Source organism: Streptomyces umbrinus (genome assembly GCF_030817415.1).
GTDB classification, from domain to species: domain Bacteria; phylum Actinomycetota; class Actinomycetes; order Streptomycetales; family Streptomycetaceae; genus Streptomyces; species Streptomyces umbrinus_A.
The window spans coordinates 3,397,275-3,414,686 of record NZ_JAUSZI010000002.1 but is presented as its reverse complement, the minus strand read 5'-3'; the positions used below and the strand labels follow the sequence as shown (position 1 = coordinate 3,414,686).

Below are 17,412 nucleotides of genomic sequence, written 5' to 3'. Positions count from 1 at the left end.
GGGGACCCCGGGCGGTGACCGGGGTCCCCGGCTCTCGATGCGCGGCATCGGCGGCGGTTCCCGCGGGAAGATCGGGTCGGTAGGAAATGCAACACGGTAAATACCGTTTCATCGTGGGGTTCTTGGCGGCCCCCCTGGGCATCTACGCCCTGTTCGTGATCTGGCCCTTCATCCAGTCCATCTACTATTCGTTCACGGACTGGAGCGGTCTGAGTCCGGAATTCAAGATGGTGGGCTTCAAGAACTACTCCAGAATTCTCGACGACGAGGTTTTCTGGAAGTCGTTCCAGCACAGCGTGACATTCGTCCTGCTGCTGCCGTTGGTGACGCTCACCCTGGCACTGTTCTTCGCCTTCATGCTCAATGTCGGCGGACGGCGCCGGAAGAACGCGGCCATCGCGGGCGTCCGTGGTTCCGCGTTCTACAAGGTCGTCTACTTCTTTCCGCAGGTGCTGTCGATCGCGATCGTCGCCCTGCTGTTCCAGTTCGCCTACAACCCCAACAGCGGCGCACTCAACTCCGCTTTGAAGGCGGTGGGTCTGGACAGCGTCCAGCCCGACTGGCTCGGCGATCCCGACCTCGCCCTGTGGTGCGTTTTCGCCGTTCTCGTCTGGTCAACCGTCGGCTTCTTCGTGGTGCTGTTCTCCGCCGGAATGGCCTCGATTCCCAGGGACTACTACGAGGCGGCACTGCTGGACGGCGCGAACCGCATCACGACGTTCTTCAAGATCACCCTGCCGCTGCTCTGGGACACCGTGCAGTCCGGCTGGGCCTATATGGGAATTCTGGCGCTCGGCGCCGAGTCCTTCGCGGTCGTGCAGATCATGACCGTGGGGCCGAACGGCGGAGGCCCCGACTATTCGACGACCGTCCTGCCGCTGTACGTCTACCAGAAGGCGTTCCGTGACGGCCAGGCCGCCTACGCGACGACGATCGGTGTCGCCCTGCTCGTCCTGACGCTGCTCTTCGTGGCCGTCGTGATGAGGCTCGGCCGACGTGAGCGGCTGGAGTACTGATGCGGACCGAGCTGACCGAGCCGCGAGGAGGACACGAGTGAAGACGACCGAGACGCCTCCCGTCGACACCGCCGAGGAGCGACCGCCCGTCACCAAGGTGACGGTCGCACGCACGCCGCCGGCGAAGGCCACCGAGGGCAGGGTCCTCAACTTCTTCTCGCACGGCATGCTCATCCTCTGGGCGTTCATGGTCGTCCTGCCGTTGCTGTGGGCGGTGATGACCTCGTTCAAGACGGACCGGGACATCTTCAGCTCGCCCTGGGCGCTGCCCGACCGGCTGCACTTCGAGAACTGGTCGCGCGCCTGGACCTCGGCGAACATGAGCGACTACTTCCTCAACACCGTGATCGTGGTGGGCTTCTCGCTCCTCGGCACCATGCTGCTGGGTTCCATGGCGGCGTACGTCCTCGCGCGCTTCGACTTCCCCGGGAACCGCTTCATCTACTTCCTCTTCATCGGAGGAATGAGCTTCCCGATCATCCTGGCGCTGGTCCCGCTGTTCTACGTCATGCAGAACCTGTCGCTCCTGAACACGCTGCCCGGACTGATCCTGGTCTACATCGCGTACTCGCTGCCGTTCACCGTGTTCTTCATGACGGCCTTCTTCCGTACGCTGCCGAGCTCGGTGGCCGAGGCGGCCTTCGTGGACGGCGCCTCGCACACCAGGACCTTCTTCCAGGTGATGCTGCCGATGGCCAAGCCCGGTCTGATCAGCGTCGGCATCTTCAACTTCCTGGGGCAGTGGAACCAGTACATGCTGCCGACGGTGCTCAACACCGAACCCGACCGGAAGGTGCTCACCCAGGGCCTCGTCCAGCTGGCCGTCAGCCAGGGCTACAAGGGTGACTGGTCCGGCCTCTTCGCAGGCCTCGTGATGGCGATGCTGCCGGTGCTCGCCGCGTACATCGTCTTCCAGCGCCAGGTCGTCCAAGGACTCACCGCGGGCGCGCTCAAGTAACGGTTCGGCCGTCGGTTCGGTTTGCGAGGGTGGTCCCGGATTGGAGCCGGGGCCACCCTTGTGTGTGCGGGTGCCGGCGCGCCCCTCTCTTTGCTCAACCTCTTGACGGGAGGCAACCCCAACGGCTCAGCTTAGAGTTCACTAGTTGGACATAGACGGGGTCTCACTGAGGCGACCCCGTACGCAGGAGGTCGTCGTGGAGACTCCGGGGTCGCAGTCGTCGCTGCACCGAGCCAATCTCGAACGGGTCGTACGTGCGGTGCGCCTGGCCGGGTCGCTCACGCAGGCCGAGATCGCGAGGACGACGGGCCTGTCCGCGGCCACGGTCTCCAATATCGTTCGGGAGCTGAAGGACGGCGGAACGGTCGAGGTCACCCCCACCTCGGCGGGCGGCCGCAGGGCGCGCAGCGTCAGTCTCAGCGGTGATGCCGGCATCGTGATCGGCGTCGACTTCGGGCACACGCATCTGCGCGTCGCGGTCGGCAACCTCGCCCATCAGGTCCTCGCCGAGGAGTCCGAGCCGCTCGATGTGGACGCCTCCGCCGCGCAGGGCTTCGACCGGGCGGAACAGCTGGTCAACCGCCTGATTGCGGCCACGGGCGTGGACCGTACGAAGATCGCTGGCGTCGGGCTCGGTGTGCCGGGGCCGATCGACGTGGAGTCCGGCACGCTCGGCTCCACCGCGATCCTGCCGGGCTGGACCGGCACCAAACCCGCCGAGGAGCTGGGCGGACGGCTCGGCGTGCCCGTGCACGTCGACAACGACGCCAACCTGGGAGCCCTCGGCGAACTCGTCTGGGGGAGCGGCAGGGGCGTACGGGACCTGGCGTACATCAAGGTCGCGAGCGGTGTGGGCGCCGGACTGGTCATCAGCGGCAAGATCTATCGCGGCCCGGGTGGCACAGCGGGAGAAATCGGGCATATTACTCTTGACGAGTCCGGCCCGGTCTGTCGCTGCGGCAACCGGGGCTGCCTGGAGACCTTTGCGGCGGCGCGCTATGTGCTGCCGCTCCTGCAGTCCAGCCACGGCACGGACCTGACCATGGAAGGTGTCGTACGACTGGCGAGGGACGGAGACCCTGGCTGTCGTCGGGTGATCGCCGACGTCGGCCGACACATCGGCAGTGGAGTCGCCAATCTCTGCAACTTGCTCAACCCGAGCCGGGTGGTTCTCGGCGGTGATCTCGCCGAGGCCGGAGAGCTCGTGCTCGGGCCCATAAGGGAGTCCGTCGGCCGCTATGCGATCCCCAGTGCGGCACGTCAACTATCCGTTCTGCCAGGGGCACTTGGCGGCCGGGCGGAGGTCCTCGGGGCGCTCGCTCTCGCACTCAGCGAGATGGGCGATTCAACCCTTTTGGACGGATCGCTCACCACGGCCACGCCTGCCTTCACTTAGAGAACGGATGGCACCGTTGCCATCTCGTTAAGGATTTACTTCTTGACGTCGCACTTGTGGCCGAGTTGACTTCCAGCCACCTCGGCCGCAACGTCGCGGCCTCGTCAGGGAGGTTTCTGAAGTGAATACGCGTATGCGTCGCGCCGCCTTTGCTGTTGCCGCAGGTGCGATGGCTGTCTCGCTGGCTGCCTGTGGCAGTGCCGACGAGGCCGGCGACAGTGACAGCACGAAGTCCGCGGCCAAGGGTGACGCCATCAAGGTCGGCCTCCTCCTTCCGGAGAACCAGACCGCTCGGTACGAGAAGTTCGACAAGCCCCTGATCGAGAAGAAGGTCAAGGAGCTCACGAACAACAAGGGCGAGATCGTCTACGCCAACGCCAAGCAGGACGCCACCACGCAGTCCCAGCAGGTCGACACGATGATCACCAACAAGGTGGACGTGCTGATCGTGGACGCGGTGGACTCCAAGGCCATCGCCAACGGTGTGAAGAAGGCCAAGGACGCCGGCATCCCCGTCGTCGCGTACGACCGTCTGGCCGAGGGCCCGATCGACGCCTACACCTCCTTCGACAACGAAGAGGTCGGCCGCGTCCAGGGCAAGGCGCTTCTGACGGCCCTGGGCGACAAGGCGAAGCCCTCCGCGAAGATCGTCATGATGAACGGCGCGGTCACCGACCCGAACGCCGCCCTCTTCAAGAAGGGCGCGCTGTCCGAGCTCGAGGGCAAGGTCACCATCGCGAAGTCGTACGACACCAAGGAGTGGAAGCCGGAGAACGCCAACGCCAACATGGAAGGCGCGATCTCCGCGATCGGCAAGAAGAACATCGTCGGCGTCTACTCCGCCAACGACGGCATGGCGGGCGGCATCATCACCGCCCTGAAGGCCGCGGGCGTCACCCCGCTGCCGCCGGTCACCGGCCAGGACGCCGAGCTCGCGGGTGTGCAGCGCATCGTCTCCGGTGAGCAGTACATGAGCGTCTACAAGCCCTACCCGCAGGAGGCGGACGTCGCCGCGGAGATGGCCGTCGCCCTCGCCAAGGGCGAGAAGCTCGACTCCATCGCCAAGGACTCGGTCGACAGCCCGACCACCAAGGGTGTCCCGTCGGTGCTCGTCCCCGTCGTGTCGCTGACCAAGGACAACATCAACGACACCGTCATCAAGGACGGCATCTACACGGTCGACGAGATCTGCACGGCGAAGTTCAAGGCCGCCTGCGACAAGATCGGTCTCAAGTAGGCAAACGCAAGTCCCTTACCGCGTACGGGAATTCGCCATCGGATTCCCGTACGAGGCTTGATTCCCGCAGGGAATCGATTCCGGGACTCGCACACCAGAAGCTCCTCCGGCGCCCCGCAACCACCAGCCCCGCAAGCTAGGGCGGGGCGCCGGACGGAATCCTTCCTCCCTCCCCCAATTCTTCTGCACAACCTCCCGCCGGGTCAGGCGGCGAAGGAGATGGTTAACGTGTCCGCTACGCCTGTCCTGGCGTTGCGCGGGGTCTCGAAGCGGTTCGGTGCCGTCCAGGCGCTCACCGACGTAGAGCTCGAGGTCCACGCCGGCGAGGTGGTCGCCCTGGTCGGCGACAACGGCGCCGGAAAATCCACGCTGGTGAAGACGATCGCCGGCGTGCACCCCATCGATGAGGGCGTCATCGAATGGGACGGCAGGACCGTCCAGATCAACAAGCCGCACGACGCCCAGAACCTGGGCATCGCGACCGTCTACCAGGACCTCGCGCTGTGCGACAACATCGACGTCGTCGGGAACCTCTATCTGGGCCGTGAGCTGCAGAAGCGCGGCGTCCTGGACGAGGTCGAGATGGAGCGCCGCTCCCGCGAGCTGCTCCAGACGCTGTCGATCCGCATCCCCAGCGTGCGCATCCCGATCGCCTCGCTCTCCGGCGGTCAGCGCCAGACGGTGGCCATCGCCCGCTCCATGCTCGGCGCGCCCAAGCTGGTCATCCTCGACGAGCCCACCGCGGCCCTCGGTGTCGAGCAGACCGCCCAGGTCCTCGACCTGGTCGAGCGGCTGCGCGAGCGCGGCCACGCGGTCCTGCTCATCAGCCACAACATGGCCGACGTCAAGGCCGTCGCCGACAAGGTGGCCGTGCTCCGGCTCGGCCGCAACAACGGTGTGTTCGAGGTCAAGACCACCTCGCAGGAAGAGATCATCTCCGCCATCACCGGTGCCACGGACAACGCCGTGACCCGTCGTGCGGCGCGCAGCAACGGGGAGGCTCAGAAGTGAGCATCGACAAGACCTCCGCCACTCCCGAGGACCACGTCGTCGAGAACCCCGAGGCCGCCGCGGGCGCCGATGTCGCCGTCGACCCCCGGCTGCTGGTGCGCGAGCGGGGCTTCGCCGGTTACCTCGACGAGTTCAAGCGCAAGATGCGCGCCGGTGACCTGGGCTCGATCCCGGTCGTCGTCGGTCTGATCGTCATCTGCGTCATCTTCCAGAGCCTCAACTCGGCCTTCCTCTCGGCCGAGAACCTCAACAACATCGCCGTCGCGATGGTCGCCACCGGCATGATGTCCGTCGGCATCATCTTCGTGCTGCTGCTCGGCGAGATCGACCTGTCGGTCGGCTCGGTCAGCGGTGTGGCGGGTGCCATCACCGCCGTGCTCAGCGTCACGAACGGCGTGAACGAGTGGCTGTCGGTCCTCATCGCCCTCGCGAGCGGTGCGGCCATCGGCGCGATCCACGGCTTCTTCTTCGCCAGGATCGGCGCACCCGCCTTCGCGGTCACGCTGGCCGGCCTGCTGTTCTGGCTCGGCTTCATGCTCCAGATCCTGGGCGAGAACGGCACGATCAACCTCGACGGCGACGGCGTGGTCGGCAAGCTGACCACGTACTACTTCTCGGACGTCGCGGCCGCCTACGGGCTCGCGGTGGTCGCGGTGGCGCTCTTCTTCGTCACCTCGTTCCTGGACAGCCGCCGTCGCGAGGCGGCGGGCATCCCGGCCCGGCCGCTCATCGACATCGTGGTGCGCACCGCGATCCTCGCGGTCGTCGCCTTCGCCGCGGCGATCATGTTCAACCAGTACAAGGGTCTGCCCCTGGCGCTGCTGCTGTTCGTCCTGGTCCTGGTGATCACGGACTTCGTGCTGCGCCGCACGACCTACGGCCGCAAGATCTTCGCGCTCGGCGGCAGCGTCGAGGCGTCCCGTCGTGCCGGTATCAACGTCACGGCGGTACGGGTCTCGGTCTTCGCCATCGCGGGCTTCTTCGCCGCGGTGGGCGGTCTGTTCTGGTCCTCGAAGATCGCGGCGGCCAACCAGAGCGCCGGTGCGGGTGACCTTCTGATGAACGTCATCGCGGCGGCGGTCATCGGTGGCACCAGCCTCTTCGGCGGACGCGGGCGTACGTGGAACGCGCTGCTCGGTGTCATGGTGATCACGTCGATCCAGTACGGTCTGGCCCTTGAGGGCATCGCCACGCCGGTTCAGTACATGATCACTGGTGGTGTGCTTCTGGCCACGGTTGTCATCGACTCCATCACCCGCAAGACCCAGAAGACCGCCGGTCGCGCGTAGCGGTTCATGGCCTGACGGTTGTGGAGAGCTGCGGGCCGGCTGTGGCTGGTCGCGCAGTTCCCCGCGCCCCTCAAGGGGCACAAGTGCCCGACACCAATGGCGGTGTCGGGCACTTTCGTTTGAGCTTGTGCGTTTGGTGGCGGGGGCCGTGGGCGAGATGTTTACGGCCGAACGCGTGACGTACGACGCACAGCCCGGCCGCCGCCGTGAAAGGCGGAACATTAGACTCGACAGACCCGGCGAAAGCTCGATCAGCTCTACTGCAAGGAGGCACGGGTGCCGCTGCTGACCCGCATCAGGGGACCGCGCGATCTGGACCGGCTCAGCCTGGAGCAGCTGGACCAGCTGGCAGGCGAGATCCGGACCTTCCTCGTCGAAGAGGTCTCCAAGACCGGCGGCCACCTCGGCCCGAACCTCGGTGTCGTGGAGCTCACCATCGCGCTGCACCGCGTCTTCGAGTCCCCGAGGGACAGAATCCTCTGGGACACGGGACACCAGTCCTATGTGCACAAGCTGCTCACGGGCCGCCAGGACTTCTCGAAGCTGAAGATGAAGGGCGGCCTGTCCGGCTACCCCTCGCAGGCGGAGTCCGAGCACGACGTCATCGAGAACTCGCACGCCTCCACGGTCCTCGGCTGGGCCGACGGCCTCGCGAAAGCCAACGAGGTCCTCCGAAAAGAGGACCACGTCGTCGCCGTCATCGGCGACGGAGCCCTCACCGGCGGCATGGCCTGGGAGGCGCTCAACAACATCGCCGACGCCAAGGACCGCCCCCTCGTCATCGTCGTCAACGACAACGAGCGGTCGTACGCCCCCACCATCGGCGGCCTCGCCAACCACCTGGCGACTCTGCGCACCACCGACGGCTACGAGCGTTTCCTGGCCCGGGGCAAGGACATCCTGGAGCGCACCCCCGTCGTCGGGAAGCCGCTCTACGAGACCCTGCACGGCGCCAAGAAGGGCCTCAAGGACTTCATCGCCCCGCAGGGCATGTTCGAGGACCTGGGCCTGAAGTACGTCGGCCCCATCGACGGCCACGACATCGAGGCACTGGAGTCCGCGCTCGTCCGCGCCAAGCGCTTCGGCGGCCCGGTCATCGTGCACTGCCTCACCGAGAAGGGCCGCGGCTACCAGCCCGCCCTCCAGGACGAGGCGGACCGCTTCCACGCCGTCGGCAAGATCCACCCCGACACGGGCCTGCCGATCGCCTCCTCCGGCGCCGACTGGACGTCCGTCTTCGGCGAGGAGATGGTCAAGCTCGGCAAGGAGCGCGAGGACGTCGTCGCCATCACGGCCGCCATGCTCCAGCCGGTCGGCCTCGACAAGTTCGCCAAGGCATTCCCGGACCGGGTCTACGACGTCGGTATCGCCGAGCAGCACGCGGCCGTCTCGGCGGCCGGCCTCGCCACCGGTGGCCTGCACCCCGTCTTCGCCGTGTACGCGACCTTCCTCAACCGCGCCTTCGACCAGGTCCTGATGGACGTGGCGCTGCACAAGTGCGGAGTCACCTTCGTCCTCGACCGGGCCGGCATCACCGGCACCGACGGCGCGTCCCACAACGGCATGTGGGACATGTCGATCCTCCAGGTCGTCCCCGGGCTGCGGCTGGCCGCCCCGCGCGACGCCGACCAGGTCCGCGCCCAGCTCCGCGAGGCCGTCGAGGTCACCGACGCGCCGACCGTGGTCCGCTTCTCCAAGGGCGCGGTCGGTCCCGCCGTACCCGCCGTGGGCCGGATCGGCGGCATGGACGTCCTGCGCGCGCCGGGCACCGACGCCCCGGACGTGCTGCTCGTCTCCGTCGGCGCCCTCGCTCCGATGTGCTTGGAGATCGCCGGGCTCCTCGACAAGCAGGGCATCTCCACGACCGTCGTCGACCCGCGCTGGGTCAAGCCCGTCGACGAGGCCATGGCCCCGCTCGCCGAGCAGCACCGCGTGGTCGTCACCGTCGAGGACAACTCCCGTGTCGGCGGCGTCGGTTCGGCCGTCGCCCAGGCCCTGCGCGACGCGGGCGTGGACGTACCGCTGCGCGACTTCGGCATTCCGCCGCGCTTCCTCGACCACGCCTCCCGCAAGGAGGTGCTGGCCGAGATCGGACTGACCGCACCGGACATCGCCCGGCAGGTCACCGGCCTCGTCTCCAAGCTCGACGGCCTCCCCCACTCTCGGCTCCGCTCGAGCGGGGGGACCCCCACCGAGCAGCCCCACGCCACGGTGGAGTCCGCCCGCGACTGACACGCCCGGCCGCCCGCGACCGACACGGCCGAGTGGGCCGGTTTCCACACCCTTTACGGTGGTGAAACCGGCCCATTAGCGTGAAACCTGCCGCGCCGGGGCATACGGACCACGCCCCCTCTCGATCATGTCGAGGACGACAAGCGTGGGAGGTACGCCGTGAGCAGCACCCTCTTCAGGACGAAGAAGGTCGAACAGTCCATCCTCGATACCGAGGAGCCAGAGCACGCGCTCAAGAAATCCTTGTCCGCGCTGGATCTGACCGTCTTCGGCGTCGGTGTCATCATCGGCACCGGCATCTTCGTCCTGACCGGCACGGTCGCCAAGAACAACGCCGGTCCCGCCGTAGCCCTGGCCTTCGTCGTCGCCGGGGTCGTCTGCGCGCTCGCCGCGCTCTGCTACGCCGAGTTCGCCTCCACCGTCCCGGTGGCCGGCTCGGCATACACGTTCTCGTACGCCTCGCTCGGGGAACTGCCCGCCTGGATCATCGGCTGGGACCTCGTGCTGGAGTTCGCGCTCGGCACGGCGGTGGTCGCCGTCGGCTGGTCGGGCTACATCGCCTCGCTGCTGGACAACGCGGGCTGGCACCTGCCGGCTTCCCTCAGCGGCAGAGAGGGGGCCGACGGCTTCGGCTTCGACATCCTCGCCGCCGCCCTCGTGCTGGTCCTCACCGGCATCCTCGTGATCGGCATGAAGCTCTCCGCCCGGATCACCGCGGTCGTCGTCGCCATCAAGGTCACCGTCGTCCTCGTCGTCATCATCGCCGGTGCCTTCTTCATCGTGGGCGACAACTACGACCCGTTCATCCCGAAGGCGCAGGAGGTGCCGGCGGGCGGCGATCTCCAGTCCCCGCTCATCCAGCTGATGTTCGGCTGGGCCCCCTCCAACTTCGGCGTGATGGGCATCTTCACGGCCGCCTCCGTCGTCTTCTTCGCCTTCATCGGCTTCGACGTCGTGGCCACGGCCGCCGAGGAGACCCGCAACCCACAGCGGGACATGCCGCGCGGCATCCTCGGCTCACTGATCATCTGCACCACGCTGTACGTCGCGGTGGCGATCGTCGTGACCGGTATGCAGCACTACACCGAGCTCTCCGTGGACGCCCCGCTCGCCGACGCGTTCAAGGCCACCGGGCACCCCTGGTTCGCGGGCTTCATCAGCTTCGGCGCCGCCGTCGGCCTCACGACGGTCTGCATGATCCTGCTCCTCGGCCAGACCCGGGTCTTCTTCGCGATGAGCCGCGACGGACTGCTGCCGCGCTTCTTCTCGCACGTCCACCCGCGCTTCAAGACCCCGCACCGGCCGACCATCCTGCTCGGCGTGATCATCGCGATCCTCGCGGGCTTCACCAGCCTCAGCGAGCTTGCCGAACTGGTCAACATCGGCACGCTGTTCGCGTTCGTCGTCGTCGCGATCGGCGTGATCATCCTCCGCCGCACCCGCCCCGAACTGCACCGCTCCTTCCGCACCCCGCTGGTGCCGTTCCTGCCGATCGTCTCCGTCCTCGCCTCGCTGTGGCTGATGCTCAACCTGCCCGCCGAGACCTGGCTGCGGTTCGGCATCTGGATGGCGATCGGTTTCCTCGTGTACTTCCTGTACGGCCGCTCCCACAGCCGCCTCGGACGCGGCGAGGAGGCCACGGTCGGCGAGGTCATCAAGCCGCAGCGCGGAGACACGCAGTAGCCGATCCTCGCGGTCCACCGACCCCTGCGATCAACCGGCCCCGTACGTCCCGCCTCGGCGGAGACTGCGGGGCCGGCCCACGTGCCCGGCGCGCCGACCGCCGTCGCCGCGACGGCTCCTGACGGCCCGGTACGAGCAAGTGGGCAGGGGGTGGTTGGCGGGGCGGTGCCGTACGCGCGTGTGAGGTGGCTCCCAGGGGCCGGGGCGGGGTGCGGACGCGGCGGGTGAGAGCGGGCGGGCGCGGTGTACGGGTCCGCGGGATGCGGGATGTCGGGTGAGGGCTGCAGTGCTAGGGCCTGTGCGGAGTTGTGATCAAGGCTGTGATCCGAGGTGTCGGATCCAGAGGAGGCCGGCGCATAATTCGAGTCCGGCCTGGTAGCTTTCAGGCTTTTTGTCGTAGCGGACAGCGAGACCGCGCCAGTCCTTGATCTTGTTGATGGTGCGTTCGACGCTGTTGCGGAGCTTGTACAGCTGCTTGTCCCAGGTGACGGGCCGTCCGCCGCGTGAGCCACGGTTCTTGCGGTGGGCGGCCTGATCCTTCTTCTCGGGGATGACCGCTTTGATCCCGCGTTTGCGCAGGTGAGAACGGTTCTGGCGGGACGAGTACGCCTTATCGCCCGCGACTGCGTCGGGCCGGGTGCGGGGCCGGCCGACCGGGCCGGGGACGCGGATCCTGTTCAGGACGGGGATGAACTGCGGACTGTCTCCGGCTTGCCCCGCAGTGATCTTGAGCGAGAGGGGCAGACACTGCGGCACACAGGACAGATGCGCTTTGGTGGTCAGTCCGCCGCGGGAACGTCCCAGGTCGGCGACGGCGAGCCGGGCCCTGCGGCGACGCCTCACGCGCCGTCGTTCTTCACGCTCCGGGTCCGGTTGCCCGTCTTGGCCGGCGCCCCTTTTTCCGCGGCGGCCTTCTCCAACGCGTCCAGGATCCCGGGCTCCACGATCATCCCGGCAGCATCATGATGGGCCCGGACCGTGGTCGAGTCCACGCTGACCAGCGACAAGTCCACCAGGCCCCGCTTCGCCGCCTCGGCGATGGCACCCTGGAACACCGCGGCGAACACCCCGGCATCCCGCCACTGCCGAAACCGGCCGTAAACGGTGGACCAGTGCCCGAACCGTTCGGGCAACTCCCGCCATTTCGCACCGTTCCTGAACCGCCACACGACGCCCTCGAAGTGCGCCCGCAGGTTCTCCGGGTACGGCCCGTACTCACCGACCGGCAGAAACGGGGAGATGAACTCCCAATCGGCATCCGAAAGTTGAGGTCGAGACACCCCACCGTTTTACTCCAAGGCCCCCGACTTTCCCAGGTCGGGGGCCCACGAGATCACAACTCCGCACAGGCCCTAGGGGCGGACCGTGCGAGGGCCCGTGACCTCCGCGCCCAACTCGCTCACCCGGCGGCGCAGTTCACGGTCGGCCGTGACCACCAGGCGCGGACGGTCCGCGGCTTCGGCGGTCACTTCCACGATGCGGTCGTCGCCGCTGCCGGGCGCCTCGTCGACCCGTACGCCCGGAACGGAGGCGATGCCGCGAGCGCCTCCCTCGACCACGAGGACCAGCTCCAGGGGGCCCGGGTGCCCCGGCAGCCCGTCGGTGGCGTACGGGACGAGCAGGTCCCGCAGGCGCTCCGCGGCGCCCCGGCGGTCGCGCCACCAGCCGTCGGGTACGGACCCGACCACATTGGCGGCGTCGACGATCACGAGCAGCGGGGCGTCCATGTGGCCAGGGTCGCACGGAGGGGGATCACACGACCCGATTAGAGTGGGGGAGTGTCAATGGTCCGCACAGTGAACGGCGACTGGCTCATACGCGGCCGGGACGGCAGACTCGGCGCCTACGCTCCGCGCGAGGAAGCGGTGTGGTGCTGGGCCGAGCAGCACCCGGGCGGCCCCTGGTCGGCGCCCCGTACGGTCGGCGGCGACCAGCGTGTCCATCCCGCGCTCGCCGTGGGGCAGGGAAGCGACGGTTACGCCCATCTGGTGTCCTGGCGTCCCACCGGCGGGCGGGAGTCGGGGCTCGTCCACGCCACGCACTTCCGGCCGCATCTCGCGGCCCTCGACTGGAACCCCCTCGGGCATCCCAACAAGAAGGGCGAGGCGACCGGCGTACCGGCCGTCACGGTCGACGCGCAGGGCCGCGCCCATGTCTTCGTACCCAACAGGGGCGGCGGCGTCAGCATGCGCGGCCAGAAGGAACGCGGCGGGTGGGGTCCGTGGCGCGACCTCAAGGGCCGTGAGGTCGAGGGCGAACTGGCCGCCGTGACCCGGGAGTCCGGGGTCGTCGAGCTGTACGCGGCCTCGCCTGCGGGCATCCTGCGCTGGACCCAGCTCGGCCCGGGCCACATCCCAGCGCTCGACGAGGAGCCGCTCAAGGTGGCGGCGCGGCCCGGCACGTTGCGGGCCCTCACCACCTCCGAAGAGCACGTGACGCTCTTCTTCACGGACGAGACGGACACGCTGTGCGCGTGGCGGGCCGGCAGTGAGCCCGTGGCGCTCCTCACCTGTGCCGGGCCCGGGCCGGTGTCCGCGATCCGGTGCACGCTCGACGGTGTCGACTGCACGTTGCTCGCCCAGCGTTCCTTGAGTGGCCGGGTCGCCTTCGCCGCCTATCCGACCGAGCAGGAGTCGGCGGGTGCGTGGTGGACCGAGTCGGGCCCCCAGCTCCCCTCGGACGTCCAGCTGTCGCTGGCCCACGACCACGAGGACCGCGTCACGGCCGCCACCCTCCAGCCGTCCACAGGCCAACTCCTCCTGACCCGCCGCAAGGAGGAACCGGGCCTGGCGCTGGAGGCCTGGCACACCATTTAGCCGGGTGCGGGTGCGGGCTCGTTGTGGCTGGTCGCGCAGTTCCCCGCGCCCCTGAAAGGGGCGCGGGGAACTGCGCAATCTTTTGGCGGGGGTTCGGGGGCGGAGCCCCTGAGGCAGGGACGGTGGGGGTCCCCCCGCTCGAGCGAAGCCGAGAGTGGGGGAGGGTAGGGGCGGCGGGGGCGAAGAACGTCAAGTGCCCCGCACGCCGGGGAGGCGGGCGGGGCACTCAAAAGCACAGCGCGGCGGTTACGCGGGGACGCTCGCCACACCCCGCGCCAGGAACGGCTTCCCGTTGACCCGCTCGGAGACACCCTCACGGTCCAGGTAGGGCGTGATCCCACCCAGGTGGAAGGGCCAGCCGGCGCCGGTGATCAGGCACAGGTCGACATCCTGGGCCTCGGCCACGACACCCTCGTCGAGCATGAGCCCGATCTCCTGGGCAACGGCGTCGAGGACGCGCTCGCGCACCTGCTCCTCGGTCAGCACGACATCGCCCTGCTTCAGCAGCGCGGCGACCTCCGGGTCCAGCTCCGGCTTCCCGGAGTCGTACACGTAGAAGCCACGCTTGCCCGCCTTGACGACGGCCGCGAGGTTCGAGGAGACCGTGAAGCGCTCCGGGAAGGCCCGGTTCAGCGTCTCGGAGACGTGCAGACCGATCGCCGGACCGACCAGTTCGAGGAGCACCAGCGGAGACATCGGCAGACCCAGCGGCTCCACCGCCTTCTCCGCGACCTCGACGGACGTGCCCTCGTCGATGACGTTCTGGATCTCGCCCATGAAGCGCGTGAGGATGCGGTTCACGACGAACGCCGGGGCGTCCTTCACCAGAACCGCGGTCTTCTTCAGCTTCTTGGCGACGGCGAAGGCCGTGGCCAGCGAGGCGTCGTCCGTCGCCTCGCCCCGCACAATCTCCAGGAGCGGCAGGATCGCGACCGGGTTGAAGAAGTGGAAGCCCACGACCCGCTCGGGGTTCTTCAGCTTCGACGCCATCTCCGTCACGGAGAGGGACGAGGTGTTGGTGGCGAGGATCGCGTGCGCCGGGGCGACCGCCTCGACCTCCGCGAACACCTGCTGCTTGACGCCGATCTCCTCGAAGACGGCCTCGATGATGAAGTCGGCGTCGGAGAAGCCCTCGGCCTTGTCCAGCACACCGGTGACCAGGGCCTTCAGGCGGTTGGCCTTGTCCTGGTTGATACGGGACTTCAGCAGCAGCTTGTCGATCTCGGCGTGGACGTAGCCCACACCCTTGTCGACGCGCTCCTGGTCGATGTCGGTCAGCACGACCGGCACCTCCAGGCGGCGCAGGAAGAGCAGGGCGAGCTGCGAGGCCATCAGACCGGCGCCCACGACACCGACCTTGGTGACCGGGCGGGCCAGGTTCTTGTCCGGGGCACCCGCGGGGCGCTTGCCGCGCTTCTGTACGAGGTTGAACGCGTAGATGCCGGCGCGCAGTTCGCCACCCATGATCAGGTCGGCGAGGGCCACGTCCTCGGCGTCGTAACCCTGCTGCAGGTCACCGTTCTTCGCCGCGGCGATGATGTCCAGCGCGCGGTACGCGGCCGGGGCCGCCCCGTGCACCTTGCTGTCCGCGACGAAGCGGCCCTTGGCGACGGCCTGGTCCCAGGCCTCGCCGCGGTCGACGGCCGGACGCTCGACCTTGACGTCACCCTTCAGGACCTGGGCGGTCCAGATCAGCGACTGTTCCAGGAAGTCCGCACCCTCGAAGAGGGCGTCGGCGATCCCGAGGTCGAAGACCTGCTGGCCCTTGAGCTGCTTGTTCTGGTTGAGCGAGTTCTCGATGATCACGCTCACGGCACGCTCGGCGCCGATGAGGTTCGGGAGCAGCGTGCAGCCGCCCCAGCCCGGGACCAGGCCCAGGAACACCTCGGGCAGCGAGAAGGCCGGCAGGGCCTTCGAGACGGTCCGGTAGGTGCAGTGCAGACCGACCTCGACGCCGCCGCCCATGGCCGCGCCGTTGTAGTACGCGAAGGTCGGGACCGAGAGGGCCGCGAGTCGCTTGAAGACCTCGTGGCCGCCCTTGCCGATGGCCAGCGCGTCCTTGTGGTCCTTCAGGAGCTCGACGCCCTTGAGGTCCGCGCCGACCGCGAAGATGAACGGCTTGCCGGTGACACCGGCGCCGATGATCTCGCCGGCCGCGGCCTCCTTCTCGACCTGGTCGATCGCGGCGTCGAGGTTCGCCAGCGAGGCCGGGCCGAAGGTGGTCGGCTTGGTGTGGTCGAGGCCGTTGTCCAGCGTGATGAGCGCGAAGCGCCCGGCGCCGAACGGCAGGTCGAGGTGGCGTACGTGCGCCGACGTCACGACCTCGTCGGGGAACAGCTCGGCCGCGCCCTTCAGGAGTTCAGTGGTGCTCACTTGTCGCCTCCGGCGTCCTTGTGGTGCGGGTTCTCCCAGATCACCGTGGCGCCCATGCCGAAGCCGACGCACATGGTGGTGAGGCCGTAACGGACCTCCGGCTGCTCCTCGAACTGGCGGGCCAGCTGCGTCATCAGCCGGACGCCGGAGGAGGCCAGCGGGTGGCCGTACGCGATGGCGCCGCCGTACTGGTTGACGCGCGCGTCGTCGTCGGCGATGCCGTAGTGGTCGAGGAACGCGAGGACCTGGATGGCGAAGGCCTCGTTGATCTCGAAGAGGTTGATGTCCTCGATGGAGAGACCGGCCTTCGCCAGCGCCTTCTCCGTGGCCGGGATCGGGCCGTAGCCCATCACCTCGGGCTCGACGCCCACGAAGGCGTACGAGACCAGGCGCATCTTGACCGGCAGGTTGTTCTCGCGGGCGAAGTCCTCGGACGCGATGATCGACGCGGTGGCGCCGTCGTTCAGGCCGGCCGCGTTACCCGCGGTGACCCGCCCGTGCACACGGAACGGCGTCTTCAGCCCGGCGAGGTTCTCCAGCGTCGTGCCCGGACGCATCGGCTCGTCGGCGGTGACCAGGCCCCAGCCCGTCTCGCCCGCCTCGGCGTTCGTACGGCGTACGGAGATCGGGACCAGGTCGGCCTGGATCTTGCCGTTCGCGTAGGCCTTGGCCGCCTTCTCCTGCGAGCGCACGGCGTACTCGTCGGTGCGCTGCTTGGTGATGTGCGGGTAGCGGTCGTGCAGGTTCTCGGCGGTCATGCCCATGAACAGGGCGGACTCGTCGACCAGCTTCTCGCTGACGAACCGCGGGTTCGGGTCCACGCCCTCGCCCATGGGGTGGCGGCCCATGTGCTCGACACCACCGGCGATGACGGCGTCGTACGCGCCGAACGCGATGGAGCCGGCGGTCGAGGTGACCGCGGTCAGCGCACCGGCACACATGCGGTCGATCGAGTAACCCGGCACGGACTGCGGCAGCCCGGCCAGGATTCCGGCCGTGCGGCCCAGCGTCAGGCCCTGGTCGCCGATCTGCGTGGTCGCGGCGATGGCGACCTCGTCGATCTTCTTCGGGTCGAGACCGGGGTTGCGGCGCAGCAGCTCCCGGATCGCCTTCACGACGAGGTCGTCGGCACGGGTCTCGTGGTAGATGCCCTTCGGGCCCGCCTTGCCGAACGGGGTGCGGACGCCGTCGACGAAGACGACGTCCCTGACGGTACGAGGCACGATGGCTCTCCTCCAGATGCGGGATTGCACTACTGCGCGACACACACGCCCTGAGCGCGCGCTCACCTCCCATGCTACTTGCGGGTAACCACCCTGCACAGTCCCACAAGGGGGAGCGGCGAAGGTCACATGTCTTTCCGTGCCTTCAGAGGCCGGCTGAGTGACATCTGCGGGTGCG

General features: G+C 68.2%; 12 protein-coding genes and 1 pseudogene. 9 read left to right on the top strand and 4 right to left on the bottom strand.

Annotation, left to right across the window (positions count from 1 at the left end):
- Nucleotides 1-86 precede the first annotated feature (86 nt).
- From QF035_RS15030 to QF035_RS14995, 8 genes are all read left to right on the top strand, one after another.
- On the top strand, nucleotides 87-1,016 hold the full coding sequence (locus QF035_RS15030) for a carbohydrate ABC transporter permease (protein ID WP_307520816.1): 930 nt from the start codon (nucleotides 87-89) through the stop codon (nucleotides 1,014-1,016).
- A gap of 37 nt (nucleotides 1,017-1,053) precedes the next feature.
- Nucleotides 1,054-1,974, top strand: a complete 921-nt coding sequence (locus QF035_RS15025; protein WP_373466656.1) for a carbohydrate ABC transporter permease — start codon at nucleotides 1,054-1,056, stop codon at nucleotides 1,972-1,974.
- Nucleotides 1,975-2,170: 196 nt separating this feature from the next.
- Nucleotides 2,171-3,370, top strand: a complete 1,200-nt coding sequence (locus QF035_RS15020) for an ROK family transcriptional regulator (protein WP_055614337.1) — start codon at nucleotides 2,171-2,173, stop codon at nucleotides 3,368-3,370.
- Between the two features lie 133 nt (nucleotides 3,371-3,503).
- On the top strand, nucleotides 3,504-4,607 hold the full coding sequence (locus QF035_RS15015; RefSeq protein WP_307531127.1) for a substrate-binding domain-containing protein: 1,104 nt from the start codon (nucleotides 3,504-3,506) through the stop codon (nucleotides 4,605-4,607).
- 219 nt (nucleotides 4,608-4,826) lie between these two features.
- The gene (locus QF035_RS15010) at nucleotides 4,827-5,618 is read left to right on the top strand and encodes an ATP-binding cassette domain-containing protein (protein ID WP_307520815.1); all 792 of its coding nucleotides are present in this window, start codon (nucleotides 4,827-4,829) and stop codon (nucleotides 5,616-5,618) included.
- Entirely contained in the window at nucleotides 5,615-6,907 is a 1,293-nt protein-coding gene (locus QF035_RS15005) for a sugar ABC transporter permease (protein ID WP_307520814.1), read from the top strand. The genes QF035_RS15010 and QF035_RS15005 overlap by 4 nt, the downstream gene beginning before the upstream one ends.
- 276 nt (nucleotides 6,908-7,183) lie before the next feature.
- A complete protein-coding gene (dxs, locus tag QF035_RS15000) occupies nucleotides 7,184-9,139 on the top strand; it encodes a 1-deoxy-D-xylulose-5-phosphate synthase (protein WP_307520813.1) in 1,956 nt (651 codons plus the stop codon).
- Between the two features lie 159 nt (nucleotides 9,140-9,298).
- Nucleotides 9,299-10,822 (top strand): amino acid permease, encoded by a 1,524-nt coding sequence (locus QF035_RS14995; RefSeq protein ID WP_307520812.1) that lies wholly within the window; start codon nucleotides 9,299-9,301, stop codon nucleotides 10,820-10,822.
- A 312-nt stretch (nucleotides 10,823-11,134) separates the two neighbouring features.
- Here QF035_RS14995 and QF035_RS14990 read toward each other — a convergent pair.
- Nucleotides 11,135-12,102, bottom strand: a pseudogene (locus QF035_RS14990) (IS5 family transposase).
- A 72-nt stretch (nucleotides 12,103-12,174) separates the two neighbouring features.
- Nucleotides 12,175-12,549 (bottom strand): NTP pyrophosphohydrolase, encoded by a 375-nt coding sequence (locus tag QF035_RS14985; protein ID WP_307520811.1) that lies wholly within the window; start codon nucleotides 12,547-12,549, stop codon nucleotides 12,175-12,177.
- A gap of 69 nt (nucleotides 12,550-12,618) precedes the next feature.
- Here QF035_RS14985 and QF035_RS14980 point away from each other — a divergent pair, with 69 nt between their 5' ends.
- On the top strand, nucleotides 12,619-13,638 hold the full coding sequence (locus tag QF035_RS14980; RefSeq protein WP_307531125.1) for a hypothetical protein: 1,020 nt from the start codon (nucleotides 12,619-12,621) through the stop codon (nucleotides 13,636-13,638).
- Between the two features lie 246 nt (nucleotides 13,639-13,884).
- On the opposite strand, the gene QF035_RS14975 is transcribed toward QF035_RS14980, so the two are convergent.
- The gene (locus tag QF035_RS14975) at nucleotides 13,885-16,011 is read right to left on the bottom strand and encodes a 3-hydroxyacyl-CoA dehydrogenase NAD-binding domain-containing protein (protein ID WP_307520810.1); all 2,127 of its coding nucleotides are present in this window, start codon (nucleotides 16,009-16,011) and stop codon (nucleotides 13,885-13,887) included.
- On the bottom strand, nucleotides 16,008-17,234 hold the full coding sequence (locus QF035_RS14970) for a thiolase family protein (RefSeq protein ID WP_143638406.1): 1,227 nt from the start codon (nucleotides 17,232-17,234) through the stop codon (nucleotides 16,008-16,010). Before QF035_RS14970 ends, QF035_RS14975 begins: the two co-directional genes overlap by 4 nt.
- Nucleotides 17,235-17,412: the final 178 nt, after the last annotated feature.

Coding starts and splice junctions, on each gene's coding strand:
- QF035_RS14985 (WP_307520811.1), bottom strand. CDS start 12,549: ATGGACGCCCCGCTGCTCGTGATCGTCGACGCCGCCAATGTGGTCGGG.
- QF035_RS15030 (WP_307520816.1), top strand. CDS start 87: ATGCAACACGGTAAATACCGTTTCATCGTGGGGTTCTTGGCGGCCCCC.
- QF035_RS15010 (WP_307520815.1), top strand. CDS start 4,827: ATGGTTAACGTGTCCGCTACGCCTGTCCTGGCGTTGCGCGGGGTCTCG.
- QF035_RS15015 (WP_307531127.1), top strand. CDS start 3,504: ATGCGTCGCGCCGCCTTTGCTGTTGCCGCAGGTGCGATGGCTGTCTCG.